Source organism: Corallococcus sp. CA047B, from assembly GCF_003612065.1.
In the GTDB taxonomy this organism is placed as follows: Bacteria; Myxococcota; Myxococcia; order Myxococcales; family Myxococcaceae; genus Corallococcus; species Corallococcus praedator.
The window spans coordinates 1-17232 of record NZ_RAWD01000052.1 but is presented as its reverse complement, the minus strand read 5'-3'; the positions used below and the strand labels follow the sequence as shown (position 1 = coordinate 17232).

Sequence of the window (17232 nt, the reverse complement as noted above, 5' to 3'; positions counted from 1 at the left end):
GAGGGTCGGGGGGCAGGCGACCGGAGGGCCGGTCGGTGTCACTCGTCGAGCAGTTCGACGTTCCAGTACGAGATGTCCGCCAGGTGCAGGAACGGCAGCCACTCCCGGTACGTGACCTTGCGGATGGCGCCACGGAACAGCGGCGTCCAGCGCGGGCGCACGGGCTTCTTGAGCAACCGCATCCCGGCCTGTTCCGGTGTTCGACCGCCCTTCTTCAAGTTGCAGGGGACACAGGAGCACACCACGTTCTCCCAGGTGGTCTTTCCGCCCTGGGTGCGCGGGTTCACGTGGTCCAGGTTCAGCTCGCTGCGAGGAAGCTGCTTGGAGCAGTACTGGCAGGTGTCGTTGTCACGCGCGTAGATGTTGAGGCGCGAGAAGCGCACCTTCGCGCGGGGCAGGTGGTCATACGCGCCGAGCACGAGCACGCGGGGCACGCGGATGGTGCGGTCGATGGTGGTGATGCTGTCCTGCGTGGCGCTCAGGGCGGCCCAATCTTCGAACTCGTACAAGCGGTACTGCGCGTCAATGGCCTTCGCGACGCCCTGATACAGCAGTGAGAACGCCCGTTTTACCGACGTCACATGAACCGGTTGATAGTACCGGTTGAGCACGAGCACGGCGCTGTTGATCATGGCTGGCTTCCCGAACGGGCGGCCGCCACGGATTGCGCGACCACACCCAGGTCCTCCTCTGAGAGACACCGGACGTCGAGAACCACCTCGCCATCCGCGATCCTGCCAATAACCGGCACCTCGCCGCTGCGCAGACGTTCCAGGAATACTTCCGGCGCTCCAACGGTGAGGCTGCAAGCGTAGGAAGGCAACCGGGCCAACGGCATGGCCCCCCCTCCCACCTGTCCATCCACGGACACCGCCCGTGCTGTGACACCGTGCGCTTTGAGCAAACTCAACAAGCGGTCAGCCCGGGCGCTCAACACCTCTGGCTGCTGGACGAGCAGGCTTTGCGTGGGAACCGCTTCGGGGCGGCCATCCCGGTACAGCTCGAGCGTCGCTTCCAGCGCGGCGACCGTCATCTTGTCGACACGCAATGCGCGTGTGAGCGGGTGGGATTTAATGCGCTGGAGCAGGTCCTTCCGGCCCACGATGACGCCGGCCTGCGGTCCACCCAGAAGCTTGTCGCCAGAGAACGCTACCACATCCGCGCCGGCGCTGATGGCGTGCCCCACCGTGGGCTCCGGTGTGAGCCCCGGCCCGACCAGGGGCACGAGCGCTCCAGAGCCCAGGTCCTGGAACACGGGCACGCCGCGGGCCCGGCCCAACTCGGTGAGTTCCGCGAGGGAAGCCTCTTCCGTGAAGCCGACGAGGGCGAAGTTGGAGCGGTGCACCTTCACGATGAGGCCGGTGTCAGGGCTCAGGGCATTGGCGTAGTCCGCGCGGCGGGTGCGGTTGGTGGTGCCCACTTCCACGAGCTTCGCGCCGGACTGACGCATGACGTCCGGCACGCGGAAGCCGCCGCCGATTTCGACGAGCTCCCCGCGTGACACGACGCACTCACGGCCGGAGGCGAGCGCGGCGAGGACGAGCAGCACGGCGCCCGCGCAGTTGTTGACCACGAGCGCATCCTCCGCGCCCGTGAGCGTGCGCAGGAGGCCCACGAGGGGCGCGTACCGGCTGCCGCGCTCTCCTTCGTCCAGGTCGTATTCCAGGTTGGAGTAGCCCCGCGCGACGGCGACGACGCGCTCCACGGCTTCGGGAGCGAGCGGCGCGCGGCCCAGGTTCGTGTGCAGCACGACGCCGGTGGCATTGCGAACCGGCCGAAGGTTCGGCGTGGCCAGGGACGCGAGCGCGGCCTCCACGTCCGCGTCCTCGAAGGGCCGCGCGTCACCGTCCAACAGGCGCGCACGCACGCGTTCGACGGCGAGCCGCAGGGCCGCCACCGCACGCGCATGAGGAAGGTTCGCGAGCCGGGGTTCCAGCGACGGCCGCCGCAGGAGTTGTTCGATGGAGGGAAGGTTGCGCAACAGCGCGTTCTTCCCTTCCGAGGGGGTCATCGCAGCTCCCATAGAGCAAAGCACATCAGCTATGCTGACAGCCGCAGTAGAATAGCGGCAAACGGACATCTACGTATCCGTCCTGAGCAGCTCATTCAAAATAACTCTTCGCAAGCGACAGCCCTAATCCCCGCCGGACACCTACCCATGACTACAGCAGCCAAGAAAAACCAACCGCCACAAAACGAAACCAACCAATCTAACCTACTCAACAACATACTCGGGCGTGGCTACTTCCCCCGAGAACTACCAGAATGCTTCTCAACCCGCCTATTCGCAAACGCTTTAACAGCCCAACCAGGCAATCTACCCCAAGTATGGATTCAATCCACAACCAAACCACCAATCCTACGATCAGCGCACCACAACCTAGCAAGAGCCGGCACACTAAGAAGGCGCCTCTCAATACCGCACCCTGTCTCCTATTTCGCGCTCGCCTCCGCCCTCGACAAGCACTGGCCCTCAATAAGCTCACACATTCACACATCACCCCTGTCGCGTAGCAAGCCCGTTGCCGGAAAAGTGCGCGCATTAGAGACAGAGACAGGATTCAGCCAGCTACCCGAACATCGAGTTCAATATCGCAGACGAGGCCGCTACATCCTACAGGCCGATATCTCTCAATTTTACCACTCACTTTACACTCACTCCATTCCCTGGGCACTCCATGGAAAGGCAACAGCAAAAAAGAATCAATCTAACAGCACCCTCACCGGAAACATCCTTGATGAGCTAGTTCGCAGCGGCCAAGACCGCCAGAGCATTGGAATCCCCATTGGCCCTGATTCATCCCTGGCATTGGCAGAAATCCTAATGTCCTCAATCGATCTCCAGGTAGACGAGGACATAGATTATGCAGGCGCATATCGATTCGTCGACGACTGGGAGATGTCATTCACCAACCTCTCTCGCGCCGAAAAAGGCCTCGCACAACTGCAACAAATACTGGGGGACTGGGAGCTAACGCTGAATCCCAAGAAAACACGAATCTTAGAGCTACCACTAAGCCTAGAATCACCATGGGCAACTGAAATCAGCCAGTTCAAGCTGATCACTAAAGGCAAAAGGGCTCGCGCAAGCATAATACATTATTTTGATCTTGTATTTCGACTAGCAGCCCTACATCCAGACGAATCAATCATAAAGTACGCAGTTGGGCGAATTCGCTACGAGGCGCCAGTAACAGAAACGTGGGACCTACTCGAATCCCTTCTATTTCAATCCGTCAACGCCGAGCCTGGAATTCTCAGCTACGTACTAGAGATCATCGAGAATCATTTTCGCGCAGGATGCACGCTCGACAAAACAGGATTAGCACGACTGCTATCCGATCAAATCGTCCGACATGCGCCACAAGGACATGGTAGCGAAGTGCTCTGGAGTCTCTGGGGTGCCTTGCGATTCGACATCCGCCTAAATAGCTCAGCCGCCCGATCGGTCCAGAAAATCCAAGACTCTTTCATCGGAATACTAGCTCTGGACTTGATTCATCGAGAGAACTTAGAAGCGCCCAAAGAAACTGCTTGGTGGGAAAGCCTGATGGACCCAGCAGCTCTTGCCGGGAACCACTGGCTTTTGTCGTACGAAGCCGGGATTAAAAAACTCCTAAAAGGAGGAAAGGCACACATCATCAAAAATGCGCATTTCAATTTCCTCAAGTCAGCCGAAGTATCGTTCTACATTCCGGTCGAGAAGATTGGAAAGCACAACAAAGAAACCGAATTCACTTCTCCCCAACTCATAATCAACCGTGTCGGGTACGAGGACACATGAAACACAGATAAAAACCAACACATAGGTATAAATTCAAATTCGCCAGACGCCAAGCCGAGCAACTACATTCGCAACGTTCGTCATCACTGACATTCAAAGACACACTCGACGTTCGATCGTCAAAGCAGGGCACCTGCGATAATCAATTCAAATACAAGCCACACCCGAAGCTTCTTAGTTTTCTCAATATCCGCCGTAGGGCACGGTGATGGCTTCCATGTAGTGGCCTGAGGGGTCCTGGAAGTACACCCCTCGGCCGCCATCGTGGGTGTTGATTTCACCGGAGCGCTGACCGCGCGGGTCGGCCCAGTGCTGGATCCCGCGCTCACGGATCTTGGCGATCAGCGAATCGAACACGTCGTCCGACACGAGGAAGGCGTAGTGCTGGCCGGGAAAGTCGTTTTCGGACTGCGCGTAGTCGAGCGTCACTCCGTCGGCCAGCTTGACCGCCAGGAAGTACCCGGCAGGCTGGGGCTCCGGAAGCCCCAGCAGCTCCGCGAGGAAGTTCGCGGAGCGCACCTTGTCCTTCGCGGCAACAACGGTGTGATTGAAACGGACGGTCATGGATGGAGCCCCCAAAGAGCCCCCATCCATACCATCGCATCTCAAGGGATGCCCAGAGTGCGGGCACTCACCCTGTCTGCTTGAGCGCCTGCGGCCACAGCTCCGCCAACGCGGCGCGCAGGCCCGTCGCACTGGGGAAACGGTCCTCGGGCCGCTTCTGTATCAATCGCAGCACGAGCTGTTCGAAGGACTCCGGCAGGTCCGGACGCAGCTTCCGGAGCGGCGCCGGTGCCTCCTGGACGTGCAGGAACATCAGCGGCACGGGCTGCGCGTGGCGGAACGGCAACTGCCCCGTGAACAGCTCATACGCCACCACGCCCAGCGCATACAGGTCCGTGGCCGGTGACACGCCCGTCCCCATCACCTGCTCCGGCGCCATGTACTCCGGCGTGCCCAGCGTCGCGCCCTGCGCCGTGGCGCCCACCACATGCGTGCTCTTCGCGAGCCCGAAGTCCATCAGCTTCAGCACCCCGGTGCGCGTGATGAAGAGGTTCCCGGGCTTCACATCCCGGTGCAGCACCCCGTGCGCATGCGCATGCTCCAGCGCCACGGTGGCGTGCGTCAGCCACCGCAGGGCACTGGCCAACGTGGGACGCCCTTCGAGCAGCAACTGCCGCAGGTCCCTGCCCTCCAATAACTCCACCGTCAGGTAGTGCCGCTCCCCGTCCCAGCCCACGTCGAAGACATGCAGGATGTTGACGTGCTCCAGCGCCCGGGCGTGCTCCACCTCCTGCCGGAAGCGCGTCACCATCGCCTCGTCCGCGTGGGGCACCGCCAGCACCTTCAGCGCCACACGCTGCCCCTTCTTCAGGTCCAGCGCCTGGTACACCGTCGACGTGCCTCCCACGCCCAGCCACTTCTCCACCCGGTAGCGCTCCGCCACCACCTGCCCTGGAACCAGTCCCAGGGCCGCGGGCCCAGGCGGCGTCACCGCGCCTTGAATCAACGTGCCCATCGGGGACATCGGCGGCGTCACCTGATGGAACGTCGCCTCCGTCCCGTCCGACACCGGCGTCCTCTCGGGCCGTGGATACCCCTGCGCGTCCAGCTTCTCCGCGCTCAGGTACGTCACACCCCCGGAGTCCTCATCCTTCAAACGCACCAAGCTCCCTCCCCTCTCAAGACTCCAGCAGGGAGACGGGGGCCGGCGCACCGGTGCCCTCGATGTCCAGGTGCGGCGTGGGCAGGTTGTATTCAGCGGCGGCGATGGTGGCCTCCACCAGGATGGGGCCTGAAATCTCCTGCGGCTCGCCCTGGCAGAGGACATCCACCACGTGCTCCAGGGTCCACTTGCCCATCCGGTGCACTTCCAGCCGCTTGCCATTGAACCGGGCCGTGTCCGACAGCTGGTCGCTCGCGTTGAGCTTGGCCTCCACGGAGTCCCCCAGGTAGCCGCGTGCCACCGCCAGCACCCGGTCCACCACCGTGTTCCAGGCCTGGAGGAACGAGCGGTCCTGCGCCTCATCGATGATGTCCAGGCCCACCTGGAGCCGCTCCATGCGCTCCAGGAACTGCTGCACCAGCTTGCCCCGGATGACGCGGCCGTGCTGCGGGGCGATCATCTCCACCGCGGGCGTGAGCTTGCGAATGGCCGCCACCGCGCGCACCAGCGCCGAGTTCACCGGCATGTAGATCTGATGGAACGCCCGGATGCCCGTCCAGTCGGACTCCTCCGCCCACAGGCCCTGCGCCTTGGAGTCCGTGAGCCCACCGAACAGGTCCCCGGTGAAGAGCACGCGCGTGTGCGGGTCATAGAGCATCACCGCGCCCCGGAAGTGGCAGAAGGGCGACGGCACCGGCAGCAGCTTGTGCCCCGTGGGCACGCTCAACCCGTTGGAGAACTTCTCCGTGGGGATGAAGCGGTTGCGCGGCAGGTTGAAGTGGACGATGAGCCGCCACGTGTCCTCCGAGCACAGGATGCTCGCGCGCGGCGAATAGCGCGCGGAGATGATCGCCGCCGACGAGCCCACGTCCGGATCCTGGTGGTTCACGAAGAGCGCGGACAGCCGGTCCATGCCCCCAATCAACGACACCACCTTGGTGTGGATGGTGGAGAAGTCGCTGCTCGACCCGGGGTCGATGAGGAGGTTGAACTCGGAGGGTTTCTTCGTGCGCACGTCCGTGCCGCGAAAGCGCCGCAGGTACGGGTTGGCGAAGAAGATGCCGCCGGGCTCGCGCTTCCCGACCCAGAAGGTCTCGGGGGCGATTTCCACGGCGGTGCGGTTGAGGTCGGAAGGTGGATTCGGGGCGGGAACGTCGCTGTGGCTCATGGCGTGTTGTCCTTCACGCAAACGAGAGGGGGGAGGACTGCCCCCAGAGCCTATCAGCCCGCGTCCACCCCGACTGCCTGAATCCAGGCGCAGCGGACAGCGACATGAGCCTCGCTTCTCGCTGCCCTCCCCTCAGTCAATGAGGACCAGACGAGTCCCCAATCCGGAGACCGCCCTCAAGGGGCTTCCTTCGAGATGCCGATGTGGCGCTTCGGGAAGGGAACGGGCTCCGCGGAGTCGTGATACTTCGTGAAAACCAGGGTGTTCCGCTCGCTCCGGCCCTGGTTCGCGCCCAGCAACTCCTGGAAGCGGCCGACCAGCTCCTCCAGGTCGGGCAGCTCATGGACCCATGCATCCGGAAGCAGGCTCAGGTAGTCACCGCCGTTGTACCAGAGGTTCACGCTCTCCCCGACGACGGCGACCTCGTGGAAGGAGTGATAACCCTTGGTGATCATGACGGAGTACGCGGCGTAGAAGCACTTGAGCAGGTCCTCCCGCTTCGCATTGTGCCCCGCCCACTTCAGGGTGATGAGGTAGGTGCCCATGCCTCCGGAAATGCCGCCAATCATCGGCATGTCCAGCCGGTGCATCGCCACCGACGCCTCATCCAGGGCATTCCCGGTGCTGTCCATGGGGCGCCACAACCCCACACCCGTGGTGTTGAAGAAGGGAGGAATCAACATGTCCTCCACATACCCGAGGTAGGGATTGGAGACGTCGATGGTGCGGTTGCCCTGGACCGCCCAGACACCGCCGTACTTTCCGCTGTAGTTGGTGTGCACGGTCAGCGAGTGGCCAGGCCCGGTGTGCTGCCGCTCCTGCCGCGAAACCGAGGGGTTGCCCTCCTTGACGGGATCGAACCAGCCCGGCTTGCCCGCCAGCTTGTACTTCGCCCAGTCCTCCATCATGTGGCTGATGAGCCAGGTCGTGTCACTGCCCGTGAACCGGAGGCCCTCCGGCGTGAGCTTCGCGACCGGGGCAACAGCGGAGGCGGACGGCTTGGGCGCGAACTTGTGCGGACGCGTCACGAAGTCGCCAAAGTTGTAGATGGCGGTGAGCTGTTCCTCGAAGAAGTTCTCGTAGTTCTCCGGCAGGAACACCCGCTCGTAGTACGGCACCACCTGGGCATCCGGGATGACCTTGACGTTCGTGTCCGTCACGATGGGATACGCGATGGGCCCATTGTTCAGCTTCCGGGCGTTGTACGCCTGCACGGCGTTCGCATCGCCCTGGAAGCACTGGAAGAGCGCCTTGTCCGTATCGGAAGCCTTCGCACGAAGGCTTCCCAGGACGATGGGCTTGAGGGTGGCGAGCGCCCTCAGGACGTTCTCCTTGAAGAACGCCTTGTTGCGGAACAGGACGGCCGCGAGCGCGCTCTCGAAGGCCACCTTCCAGCACGAGTTCATCATCACGTCGTGGTGGCTCTCCGCCCCGGGCCCCATCAGGGCGCTCCGGCCCCGGACCACGTCCTGGACCGTCTTGCGGAACAGCATGTCGATGTCCGCGTCCCGTTCGCTGATGGGCGGCTGGTTCGCGCTCGCCTGGGCGACGTTGAACTGGCTGACCAGTTGCTGCTTGGACAACGGCGTGTTCGGGTCCAGCGTCCGCCCCAGCCCCGCGAGGAATTGATGGAGCGCCGCCCGCTGTCTTTGATTCATGTCGCCCTGCCTCCAGTCCATGCGTGACGTCCGGACCAGCAATCAGGGTTCCATGACACGACGCCGGACACCACGACCTGGCACAACGGTCCGCTTCACGCCGGGCCCACTGCGCCGCGAGCACGGCGCACGGGCCCGTCGTGTCAGGAAGGACTCAACCCCAGGGCCGCAGCCAGAGCATGTACCCGGCGAGTCCCAGCTGGACCCCGAGCGTCATCAGCGATCCCACCATCTGGACGCGGCTGGCGGCGATCAGCCCGAACGCATGTGCTCCCCGCGCGACGAGCAGCGCGCCGCCAAACGCATGGAGCGCCATCGAGTTGCCGCCGCACAGCTCCGTCACCAGCAGCAGCAGGAGCGCCAGGGGCACGTTCTCCACGTTGTTGCCGTGCGCGCGGATGGCGGCGATGAGGTCGGCGTGTCCTCCATCGCCCCGCCACAGGTTGTACCTGCCGCGCACCCGGCTGACGTTGATGCTGAGCCCCACCGTGAGAAAGAGATTGAAGGCGGCGTAGAGCGCCGTCACGGGGACCGCGAACAGGTGCGTCCCCAGCAAGGGATTCGTCAAGGGGTGTTCCTCCACGACAAGAGGCGCGGACCGTAGCCGTTCCCAGCCCGTCGTGGAGGCCCATGTCACGCCCCCGGCTTCAGCGGACGCCGGACTCCACGCCCGGACGGTCGTCGAACAGCTGCACCCACCGTCCGTCGAACCCGCCGTTGGCCGGCAGGTACCACGCGCCGGGCAGCCAGAAGCCCTGCTCCACGCCGTCCGACGAATCCGTCACGCCCGTGTGCACGAAGTAGTCGTGCTGCCACCAGTACGCATTCGTCGAAGCCGCGTACCCGCTGGCGCTCGCCCGCGTCTGGCCCCGCGAGTCCACCACCGTGCTGGACCAGGACCTGTCGTGGAAGACACTGGACCCGCCGCCGCCCGTGTCCGACGCCTTGTCGTTGAGCTCGAACGTGCCGAAGAACCACTTCTTCGACGGGTAGCCCTCGCGGTCGTCCTCGTTCTCGATGTCGCGCGTCTTCGTGAAGAAGCGCTGCAGCCCCGGGCCCACCTCCGCCTGTCCCGCCTCGTTCACGATGGGGCTCTCCAGCAGGAAGGTCTCCGACGCGGAGGGCAGCCAGTGCGTCGCGTAGCCGCCCTGCTCCCAGTGCGTGGGCAGGATGTCCGCGATGTCCTGCAGCTCGTACGTCACCCGCTTCACGGCGGGCCAGTTGGCCGTGCTCCCGTTGTCGTAGCGGGTGGCCAGCGCGTCCGCCGTCGCGTACCGCACCGGCTGCGCGTTGAACGCCGCCACCGCCGCCGCGTCGTCCTCCGGCACGAACGCGATGTGCAGCTTCTTGCGGCCGTCGTCGTTGTTCACGTCCGCCTCCGCCTTCCCGCCCGTCGCCATCCGGCCCGCGAAGAAGGAGTACGGCTCGGTGACGAAGCGCAGCTCCTGGCCGTGCGCCGCCAGCAGCTTGTCGGACCACTCCGCCTGCCAGATGAGCAGGTGGCTGCCCGTGCCCGTCTGCATGAACTGGAGGTCCGTGCTGCCCTGCCGGCGCACCACGTTGCGCTTGTGCTGCGTCACCACCGCGTACGCCACGGACTCCCCGCTGCCCGGGTTGCCCACCACGTTCTTCACCTGCAGCTCCACCCGCTCCCAGTCGTGGAGCTGGTAGTCGCCCGCCGCGTTCTTATCCAGCGCGTGATACAGGTGATACACAAGGATGAGGTTCTTCCCCCCGTCCATGTATTCGATGAGCGACGTGTAGAGCGTGGGCCGGATGCGCCACCTGTCGAAGGCGCTCGGCCCCGCGCGCGACGCGTCCACGTACTGGGGGATCTGCTTCCAGTGCAGCTTGTTGTTGGAGAAGTCCCCGTCCTGGTCGAAGTCGAAGTTCGTCAGCCAGTCGTAGCCGTGCCGGCCGTCGTTCGCGTTCGCGCGCTTGAAGATGAGCGGCGCGTAGTAGCGCAGGAACGCCTGGCGCTGCTCCTTCGTCAGCGACCAGCTCTGCGCCGCGGCCAGCGCGGGCCAGCACAGGCCCGTCAGCATCACCGCCAGGACGACGAAGGGACCGACTCTCTTCGGAAGTGGGTTCATGGGCGGCCGAGGAAATCACGGCCCGCCCATCTCCCTCCATGAAGAATGCTCGAATTCAGGCTTCAGCCTGGATTCCGCACTTTAACGCGATGCGCTGGGCATCACCGGCACCTTGGGCACGCGACCGTAGAGCAGCTGGTACGTGTTGTAGGAGCGCAGCACGCGCTTGATGTAGCCGCGCGTCTCCGCGATGGGGATCTCCTCCACCCACGCATCCAGCGCCAGGTCCGGGTTGGCCGAGCGCCACCGGTTCACCGCGCCGGAGCCCGCGTTGTAGCTGCCCACCGCGTAGGGCGTGTGCCCCTTGAACTGTTTGATGAGCCCGCCCAGGTAGTGCGCGCCGAAGCGGATGTTGAGCTCCGGCTGGAGCAGCGATTCCACGGTGAACTTCTTCACCTTCAGGTCGCGCGCCACGCCCTTCGCCGTCGCCGGCATCAACTGCGTGAGGCCCATGGCGCCGGCCCAGGAGAGGGCCTTGGGGTCCAACGCGCTCTCCTCGCGCATCAGCGCCTGGAGCAGGTCCGGCTCCACGCCCGCGGGCACGGTGTGCTTCTCGATGAGGTCGCGGAAGGCATTGGGATAGGCCACCTCCCACACCGGCCGCGTCTGCGCGGTGATGCGGCCGCTCAGGTCCTTGCGCAGCGCGAGCCGCGCGATGGCGTGCGCCGAGCGCGCATCCCCGGACTGCGACAACACCATCACCAACAGGCGCATGGACTCCGGCGGCTGGCTGGAGCGGTTGACCAGCATCAGCTCCGAGGACACCGAGTCCGGGAAGCCCAGGCGCAGCAGCTCCACGCCCGCGCGGAAGTGCGGATCCTCCCCCATGGGCCCGGCGAACATCGGCCAGGGGCTGGCGGACTCCGGCACCTCGAAGATGGACGCCGACACGCGCTCCAGCCGGGGCTTGTCCAGCTCCCCCAGCTTCGAGCGCGCCATCAGCCCGTAGTAGGTGGCCGGGTGCTCCACCGCGAGCTGCTCCATCAGCTCCGCGGCGCCCTGGATGTTGCCGCGCTCCTCCAGCGTGCGGGCCCGCCAGTACCGCGCGCGCTCCACGTCGTAGGACTCGTCCGCGGTGGCGAACTGCGCCTCGATGCGGTCCAGGAAGGAGAAGCCCCCGTCCTCCGCCTTCGACGTGCGCGCCACCCAGAACGCCTTGAACAGCGCTTCACCCAGGAAGTCGCCCTTGGGGTACAGCCGCGCCAGCTCGTCCAGCCGCGCCATCGCCTCCTTGGGCCGGGACGTCTTCACGTACAGGTCCGCCGCGTAGAAGAGCGCGTCGTCCGCGAACGAGTGGTCCGGGAACTCGCGCGCCAGCCGCTCGTACGTCTCCGTGCCGCGCGCCTGATCCACGATGGAGCGCGACGAGCCCAGCACGTACAGCGCGCGCGCCAGCAGGTCGCGGTCCTTGCACTGCTCCACCACGGGCGTCAGCACCTGGATGGCCCGCGTGTGCTGGCGCTCCTTGCGCTGGCCCTTGCCGAAGGCGAAGTGCGCCTTGCACGCCAGCGCGTCCGGCAGCTTCAGCGACGGCAAGAGCGGCTCCAGGATGGCCAGGCCCTGCTTGTTGCGGTGCGCTTCGATGAGCGCCTCCGCGCGGCCCACCTTCGCGTCCAGCGGCGGCGTCTGCCCCTTGAGGCGCTTCTCCACCTGCTTGACGATGGGCGACAAAGGCTGGCTTGCCCACAGGCGCCAGAGCGCGGCGCGCTCCGCGTTGCGGTCCTTCTTCTCCACCGCGAGGTCCGCCGTGGCGATGAGCGCCTCGGCGCCCACGTTGCGGCCCCAGCCCGTCATCGCGCGCAGGGTCAGCGGCGTCAGCGCCTCCATGGCGCCGTCGTAGTCCTTCTTCTTGCGCAGCACGCGGGCCAGCCCCAGGCGCGCGTCCACGTACATCCGCGAGTCCGCCGGCACCTGCTTGAAGCTGGCCGCCGCGTCGTCCAGCCGGCCCTGGGACTCCAGCGCCACGCCCGCGTGCGTGAGGCAGCGGTCCTTCAGCGCCGGGTAGTCGTTGGCCAGCGCCGCCATCTCCGTCGCCGCGGCCTTGTCATCCCCGGCACGCACCGCCGACAGCGCGCGCAGGTAGCGCACCGGAGGGCTGTCGCCCTCGCCCTCCAGCAGCGTGCGCGCCTTGGCGTACTGGCCCTTGTCGAACGCGTCCTTCGCGTCCTTCTTCTTGCCCTCGCCGAAGTACGGCGTCAGGTCCTCCAGCCCGTAGCGGCGGCCCCGGTGCACCACCGGCGTGGGCGGCGCGAGGCCGGGGAACGCCGGGTTGAGCACCTGCACGTAGCCCCCCGGCAGCGGGGCCTTGTCCGCGTCAGGCGGCGGCGAGAGCTGCGCCTCCGACGGCGCGCTGTCCGTGCGCGTCGTGGGCGCCTGATCCGTGTCGTCCGTGGACGCCGCGCCCGCGAGCCCTGTCGGGACCGTGGCCGGAGCCTGCTGCGCCGGCGTCACGGCCGGCGGCGTGGCGGCCTGCGTCGCAGCGGCCGGGGGCGCGGTGGAGACGGTGGGGGCAGGAGCCTGCGCGGACAGGAGGGCCGCGGAGGCGAGGAGGGCGAGATGCTGGAGGGAGACTTTCATTCGCGGGGGCCTCGGGGACCCTGGGTGATGCGCTCGGGCACGCCCGAGGACAACTGGGGGCACATGGAAAATTTCCAGCCCCCGTCAGAGGTTAGACTGTCCGCCTGCACATGGATATCCGCACACAGAGCGCACTGCTTGCTTCCATCATCGGCCTGGCGCTGGGCGTGTCCATGTTGTTGCGCCCCGGCCGTCCACGGGTGCTCACCCTCTACTCCGTCTTCACGCTGACGGTCGCCGGGTACTACCTCAGCCTCTTCTTCCACAGCATCTTTCCTGCCCAGGACTACCCCTGGGTGTCACGCATCGCACTCGGGTCCACGGTGCTCGTCGTCTCCCTGGTGCCCGGGGCGGCGGTCTCCTTCTTCCTCGAGTTCCTGGGCGTCAGCAAAGGCACCCATCTGGTCGGTCGGCGGCTCGCCCTCCTGTCCGCCGTGCTGGGGCTCACCGTCGCCGTCACGCCGTTGGCGGACAAAGCATGGGCGCGGGTGGCGATGGGGACCTGGGTGCTGGGGGCCCTGTTCACCTCCGTGTCGCTGCTGGTGCACCGGGTGCGGACGACGGAGTCGCGCATCGAGCAGTTCCGGCTGGCGTACCTGGCCATCGGCGCGGGCGCGGCGGTGCTGTTCTCCGGCCTGGACTACCTCTCCCGCTACGACATCCCCTTCCCCACGCTGGGCCCCGTCTTCGCGACGCTCTACCTGTTCTTCCTCGCGCAGACGCTGTTGCGGCTGCGGCTGATGGACCTGCACGAGCTCCTGGGGAAGATCGCCTCGCAGACGGTGCTGGCCATCATCCTGGCCGCGGTCTTCACGGTGCTCACCGCGTGGGTGGACGAGAACACGTCGCTGTTCGTCTTCAACACGGTGGTGGCCGCGTTCGTCATCCTCATCCTGTTGGATCCGCTGCGCGCCAAGGTGGAGGAGATGGTGGTGCGCATCTTCTTCCGCGAACGCTTCGCCCTGCTGGGCACGCTGGGCGCCCTGCGCGTGCGGATGACCGCGGTCATTGAAATCTCCGAACTGGCGCGCGTGGTGCTGGACGCGCTGCACGAGACGGGGCGCGTGACGCACGCGTCGGTGTACCTGATGGCGGAGGACCGGCCCGGCTACCGGCTGCTGGACTCGCGAGGCCCCCTGCCCGTGCCGCTGCTGGACACGGCGGCCGCTCGCGGCGTGCTGTTCGCGGTGGCGAGCGGGCAGAAGGCGGTGCTGCTGGAGAACGTGGAGCGCCGCATCTCCGTGATGCGGGTGCAGGCGGTGGAGGGCAAGCGCTTCCGCGATGAGCTGAAGCGGCTCAACGACACGCGCGCGGCGCTGCTCCAGATGCGCGCGGGCATCAGCGTGCCCCTGATGAGCAATGATCGGGTCATCGGGTTCCTGAACCTCTGGGATGAGCGGGTGCCGGAGGCGTACGCGTCCGATGAGATCGCCCTCATCCTGGAGGTCTCCGAGCGGATGGCGACGGTGCTGGAGAACTCCAAGCTGTACGAGAAGATCCGCGAGCGCGACCGTCTGGCGGCGCTGGGTGAGATGGCGGCGGGTCTGGCGCATGAAATCAGGAACCCGCTGGGCGCCATCAAGGGCGCGGCGCAGTGCCTGGACCCCAAGAAGCTGCCGGGCGAGGACGGCGAGTTCCTGGACGTGATTGTCGAGGAGGTCAACCGGCTCAACGGCGTGGTGACGGCCTTCCTGGACTACTCGCGGCCGCTCAAGCAGAGCTTCGGGCCCACCGACCTCAACGAGGTGGTGACGCGCACGATGCGGCTCATCCAGAACGACATGCCGGCCTCGGCGGAGCTGGCGGTGGAGCTGGACCTGAGGCTGCCGCGCGCGGACGGCGACGCGGAGCAGCTCAAGCAGGTGCTCATCAACCTGGTGCAGAACGCGGTGCAGGCGATGGGCTCGCAGAAGGGCTGCATCACGGTGCGCACGGAGAAGCCGGAGCGCTTCGGGGACTTCCGCAGCGCGGCCGGCGAGTTCGTGGAGGTGCGCGTCACCGACAACGGCCCGGGCATCCCGGTGGATCAACAGCCGCACATCTTCGTGCCCTTCTTCACGACGAAGCAGAAGGGCACGGGGCTGGGGCTCGCGGTGAGCCAGGCCATCGCGGAGGCGCACGGCGGCCACATCGATGTGGACGTGGGGCCCCTGGGCGGCGCGCGCTTCACGCTGTCGCTGCCCGCGCCCTCGCGGGAACAGGAGGCAGCGGCATGAGCCTGCCGGAGGCACGTGGAGGGGCGATGGACGCGAGGCCCGAGGTCCTCGTGGTGGACGACAAGGAGAACATGCTCAAGCTGTTCGCGCGCATCCTGGGCGACGCGTACGCGGTGACGACGGCGCCGGACGGAGCGCGGGCGCTGGCCCTGCTGGCCTCGCGCGCGTTCGACGTGGTGGTGACGGACATCCAGATGCCGGGCGCGGACGGCTTCACGGTGCTGCGCGAGGTGAAGCAGAGCGCGCCGGACACGGAGGTGGTGCTCGTCACCGCCTACGCGAGCGTCCCCAAGGCGGTGGAGGCCATCAAGCAGGGCGCCTACGACTACCTGTCCAAGCCCTTTGATCCGGACGAGGTGGCGCTGGTGGTGGCGCGCGCGCTGGAGCGCCGCCGTCAGAAGAAGGACGCGGCGGGGCTCCAGGCCCGGGCCTCGCGCATGCCGGACTTCCACGGCCTGCGCGGCACCAGTCCCGCGCTCCGGAAGACGCACGCGCTGCTCGCGCAGGTGGCGGCGCGCGACCTGACCGTCGTGCTCACCGGGGAGACGGGCACGGGCAAGGAGCTGGCCGCCCGCGCGCTGCACCGGGAGAGCCCGCGCAGGGACAAGCCCTTCGTCGCGGTGAACTGCGGCGCGCTGCCCGCGGACCTGGTGGAGAGCGAACTGTTCGGTCACGCGAAGGGGGCCTTCACGGGCGCGACGGGCGCGAAGGCCGGGCTCTTCGAGGAGGCCCACGGCGGGACGCTCTTCCTGGATGAAGTGGGCGACCTGCCGCTGCCGGTGCAGGTGAAGCTCAACCGTGCGCTGCAGGAGAAGGAGGTGCGCCGCGTGGGCACCACCACGCCGGTGACGGTGGACGTGCGCGTGGTGGCCGCGACGCACCGGGACCTCGCGGCGGAGGTGGCGCAGGGGCGCTTCCGCGAGGACCTCTACTACCGGCTGGACGGCGTGACGGTGCGGATGCCCTCCTTGCGCGAGCGGCGCGAGGACATCCCGCTCCTGGCGATGCACTTCCTGTCCACCGCGCGCCGGCCGGAGCTGGAGGGCTTCACGCCGGAGGCGCTCCAGGTGCTCACCGCCGCGCCCTGGCCGGGCAACGTGCGGCAATTGCAGAACGCGGTGGCGCGCGCGGCGGCGATGGCGACCGGGCCGCGCATCACCCCGGAGGACCTGCCCCCGGAGTCCGCCCCGGTGCGCCCCGCCGTGACGCCGGGGGCGCTCCCGACGCAAGCGCTGGCGAAGCGGCCCTACCGCGAGGCGGTGGATGAGGTGCGCGACGCCGTCTCGCGCGACTACCTCACCGCGCTGATGCAGGAGTTCTCCGGCAACGTCACCCACGCCGCCGAGCGCGCGGGCATGGAGCGCGAGAGCCTGCACCGCCTGCTCAAGCGCTACGGCGTGCGCACGGAGGACTTCAAGCGCGGCGAGCCGTCCTAGGCCACGTGCTTCGCGAGCACCTTGTCCAGCTCCTCCGCCTGCGCGCGCGCTTCCGCGTCGGAGGTCTTCATCGCCCGCGCCGTGAAGGTGCGCGCGCGGACCGCCTCCGTCTTCGCCAGGGCCATGGCCATGGCCAGGTTCGCCTGCGGATGGTCCGGGGACGCCGCCAGCACCGGCGTGAGGATCCGCACGGCCTGTTCGTCCTCCTGATGCTCCAGGTGGAACATGGCCAGGTCACAGGCCGGCCCCGGCGCCGTGGGGTCGCGCTGGAGCGCTTCCTTCAGCAGGGCCACGGACGCGGCCCGCTCCCCCTTGGCATCCAGCACCAGCGCGAGGCCGTGCAGGACCTCCACGGAGTCGGGCGCCTGCTTCCTCGCCTCCTCCAGGAGTCGTTGGGCCTCGGCGGTGTTGCCGGCATTCAGTTGGTCGATTCCCTGGCGGTACAGGTCACTTCCCACGGCATCCTCCAGTGCACCACGCGGCGCGTTGTCTCATTCTGCGCGACTTTGGAGCAGCGTCCGCAACTTTGGGCAGGCGATCCGCGAGAAATCGATAAGTCTTCACTCCAGGGTCCCCCATGATCATCGGCAACAAGCCCGTCCGCCCCCCGCAGACCTCCGGCACGGCCTCCACC

The 17232-nt window shown here is 66.6% G+C and carries 13 protein-coding genes; 3 read left to right on the top strand and 10 right to left on the bottom strand.

Translation table 11 applies throughout. The features are described 5' to 3' along the window. Positions 1 to 38: 38 nt before the first annotated feature. A complete protein-coding gene (locus D7X74_RS11455) occupies positions 39 to 632 on the bottom strand; it encodes an HNH endonuclease (RefSeq protein WP_120532972.1) in 594 nt (197 codons plus the stop codon). Continuing rightward, the gene (gene selA, locus D7X74_RS11450; protein ID WP_233602060.1) at positions 629 to 2011 is read right to left on the bottom strand and encodes an L-seryl-tRNA(Sec) selenium transferase; all 1383 of its coding nucleotides are present in this window, start codon (positions 2009 to 2011) and stop codon (positions 629 to 631) included. The genes D7X74_RS11455 and selA overlap by 4 nt, the downstream gene beginning before the upstream one ends. 522 nt (positions 2012 to 2533) lie before the next feature. On the opposite strand from selA, the gene D7X74_RS11445 reads away from it, so the two are divergent. Continuing rightward, the gene (locus D7X74_RS11445; protein ID WP_158622218.1) at positions 2534 to 3784 is read left to right on the top strand and encodes an RNA-directed DNA polymerase; all 1251 of its coding nucleotides are present in this window, start codon (positions 2534 to 2536) and stop codon (positions 3782 to 3784) included. A 183-nt stretch (positions 3785 to 3967) separates the two neighbouring features. Here D7X74_RS11445 and D7X74_RS11440 read toward each other — a convergent pair whose 3' ends face one another. The 7 genes from D7X74_RS11440 to D7X74_RS11410 form a co-directional block, all read right to left on the bottom strand. Beyond that, positions 3968 to 4348 (bottom strand): VOC family protein, encoded by a 381-nt coding sequence (locus tag D7X74_RS11440; RefSeq protein ID WP_120532970.1) that lies wholly within the window; start codon positions 4346 to 4348, stop codon positions 3968 to 3970. Positions 4349 to 4415: 67 nt separating this feature from the next. Then, positions 4416 to 5450: a serine/threonine-protein kinase gene (locus tag D7X74_RS11435; RefSeq protein ID WP_370450741.1), complete on the bottom strand. Its 1035-nt coding sequence runs from the start codon at positions 5448 to 5450 to the stop codon at positions 4416 to 4418. A gap of 16 nt (positions 5451 to 5466) precedes the next feature. Beyond that, positions 5467 to 6618 (bottom strand): hypothetical protein, encoded by a 1152-nt coding sequence (locus tag D7X74_RS11430; protein WP_120532969.1) that lies wholly within the window; start codon positions 6616 to 6618, stop codon positions 5467 to 5469. A gap of 176 nt (positions 6619 to 6794) precedes the next feature. Then, positions 6795 to 8276 carry a hypothetical protein gene (locus D7X74_RS11425; RefSeq protein ID WP_147446546.1) on the bottom strand — a complete coding sequence of 494 codons (1482 nt, stop codon included), beginning with the start codon at positions 8274 to 8276 and terminating at the stop codon, positions 6795 to 6797. 154 nt (positions 8277 to 8430) lie between these two features. Continuing rightward, positions 8431 to 8844, bottom strand: coding sequence for an MAPEG family protein (locus D7X74_RS11420; protein ID WP_158622217.1), 414 nt, complete (start codon positions 8842 to 8844; stop codon positions 8431 to 8433). 79 nt (positions 8845 to 8923) lie between these two features. After that, positions 8924 to 10369, bottom strand: a complete 1446-nt coding sequence (locus D7X74_RS11415; protein WP_120532966.1) for a hypothetical protein — start codon at positions 10367 to 10369, stop codon at positions 8924 to 8926. An 81-nt stretch (positions 10370 to 10450) separates the two neighbouring features. Further along, positions 10451 to 12946, bottom strand: a complete 2496-nt coding sequence (locus D7X74_RS11410) for a transglycosylase SLT domain-containing protein (protein WP_120532965.1) — start codon at positions 12944 to 12946, stop codon at positions 10451 to 10453. Between the two features lie 110 nt (positions 12947 to 13056). Between D7X74_RS11410 and D7X74_RS11405 the strand changes: the two genes are divergently transcribed. Together D7X74_RS11405 and D7X74_RS11400 are read left to right on the top strand one after the other, a co-directional pair. After that, positions 13057 to 15162: an ATP-binding protein gene (locus D7X74_RS11405; protein ID WP_233602059.1), complete on the top strand. Its 2106-nt coding sequence runs from the start codon at positions 13057 to 13059 to the stop codon at positions 15160 to 15162. Positions 15163 to 15188: 26 nt separating this feature from the next. Beyond that, positions 15189 to 16598 carry a sigma-54 dependent transcriptional regulator gene (locus tag D7X74_RS11400; RefSeq protein WP_120532964.1) on the top strand — a complete coding sequence of 470 codons (1410 nt, stop codon included), beginning with the start codon at positions 15189 to 15191 and terminating at the stop codon, positions 16596 to 16598. On the opposite strand, the gene D7X74_RS11395 is transcribed toward D7X74_RS11400, so the two are convergent. Then, on the bottom strand, positions 16595 to 17056 hold the full coding sequence (locus D7X74_RS11395; protein ID WP_199733002.1) for a M48 family metallopeptidase: 462 nt from the start codon (positions 17054 to 17056) through the stop codon (positions 16595 to 16597). The genes D7X74_RS11400 and D7X74_RS11395 overlap by 4 nt on opposite strands. Positions 17057 to 17232: the final 176 nt, after the last annotated feature.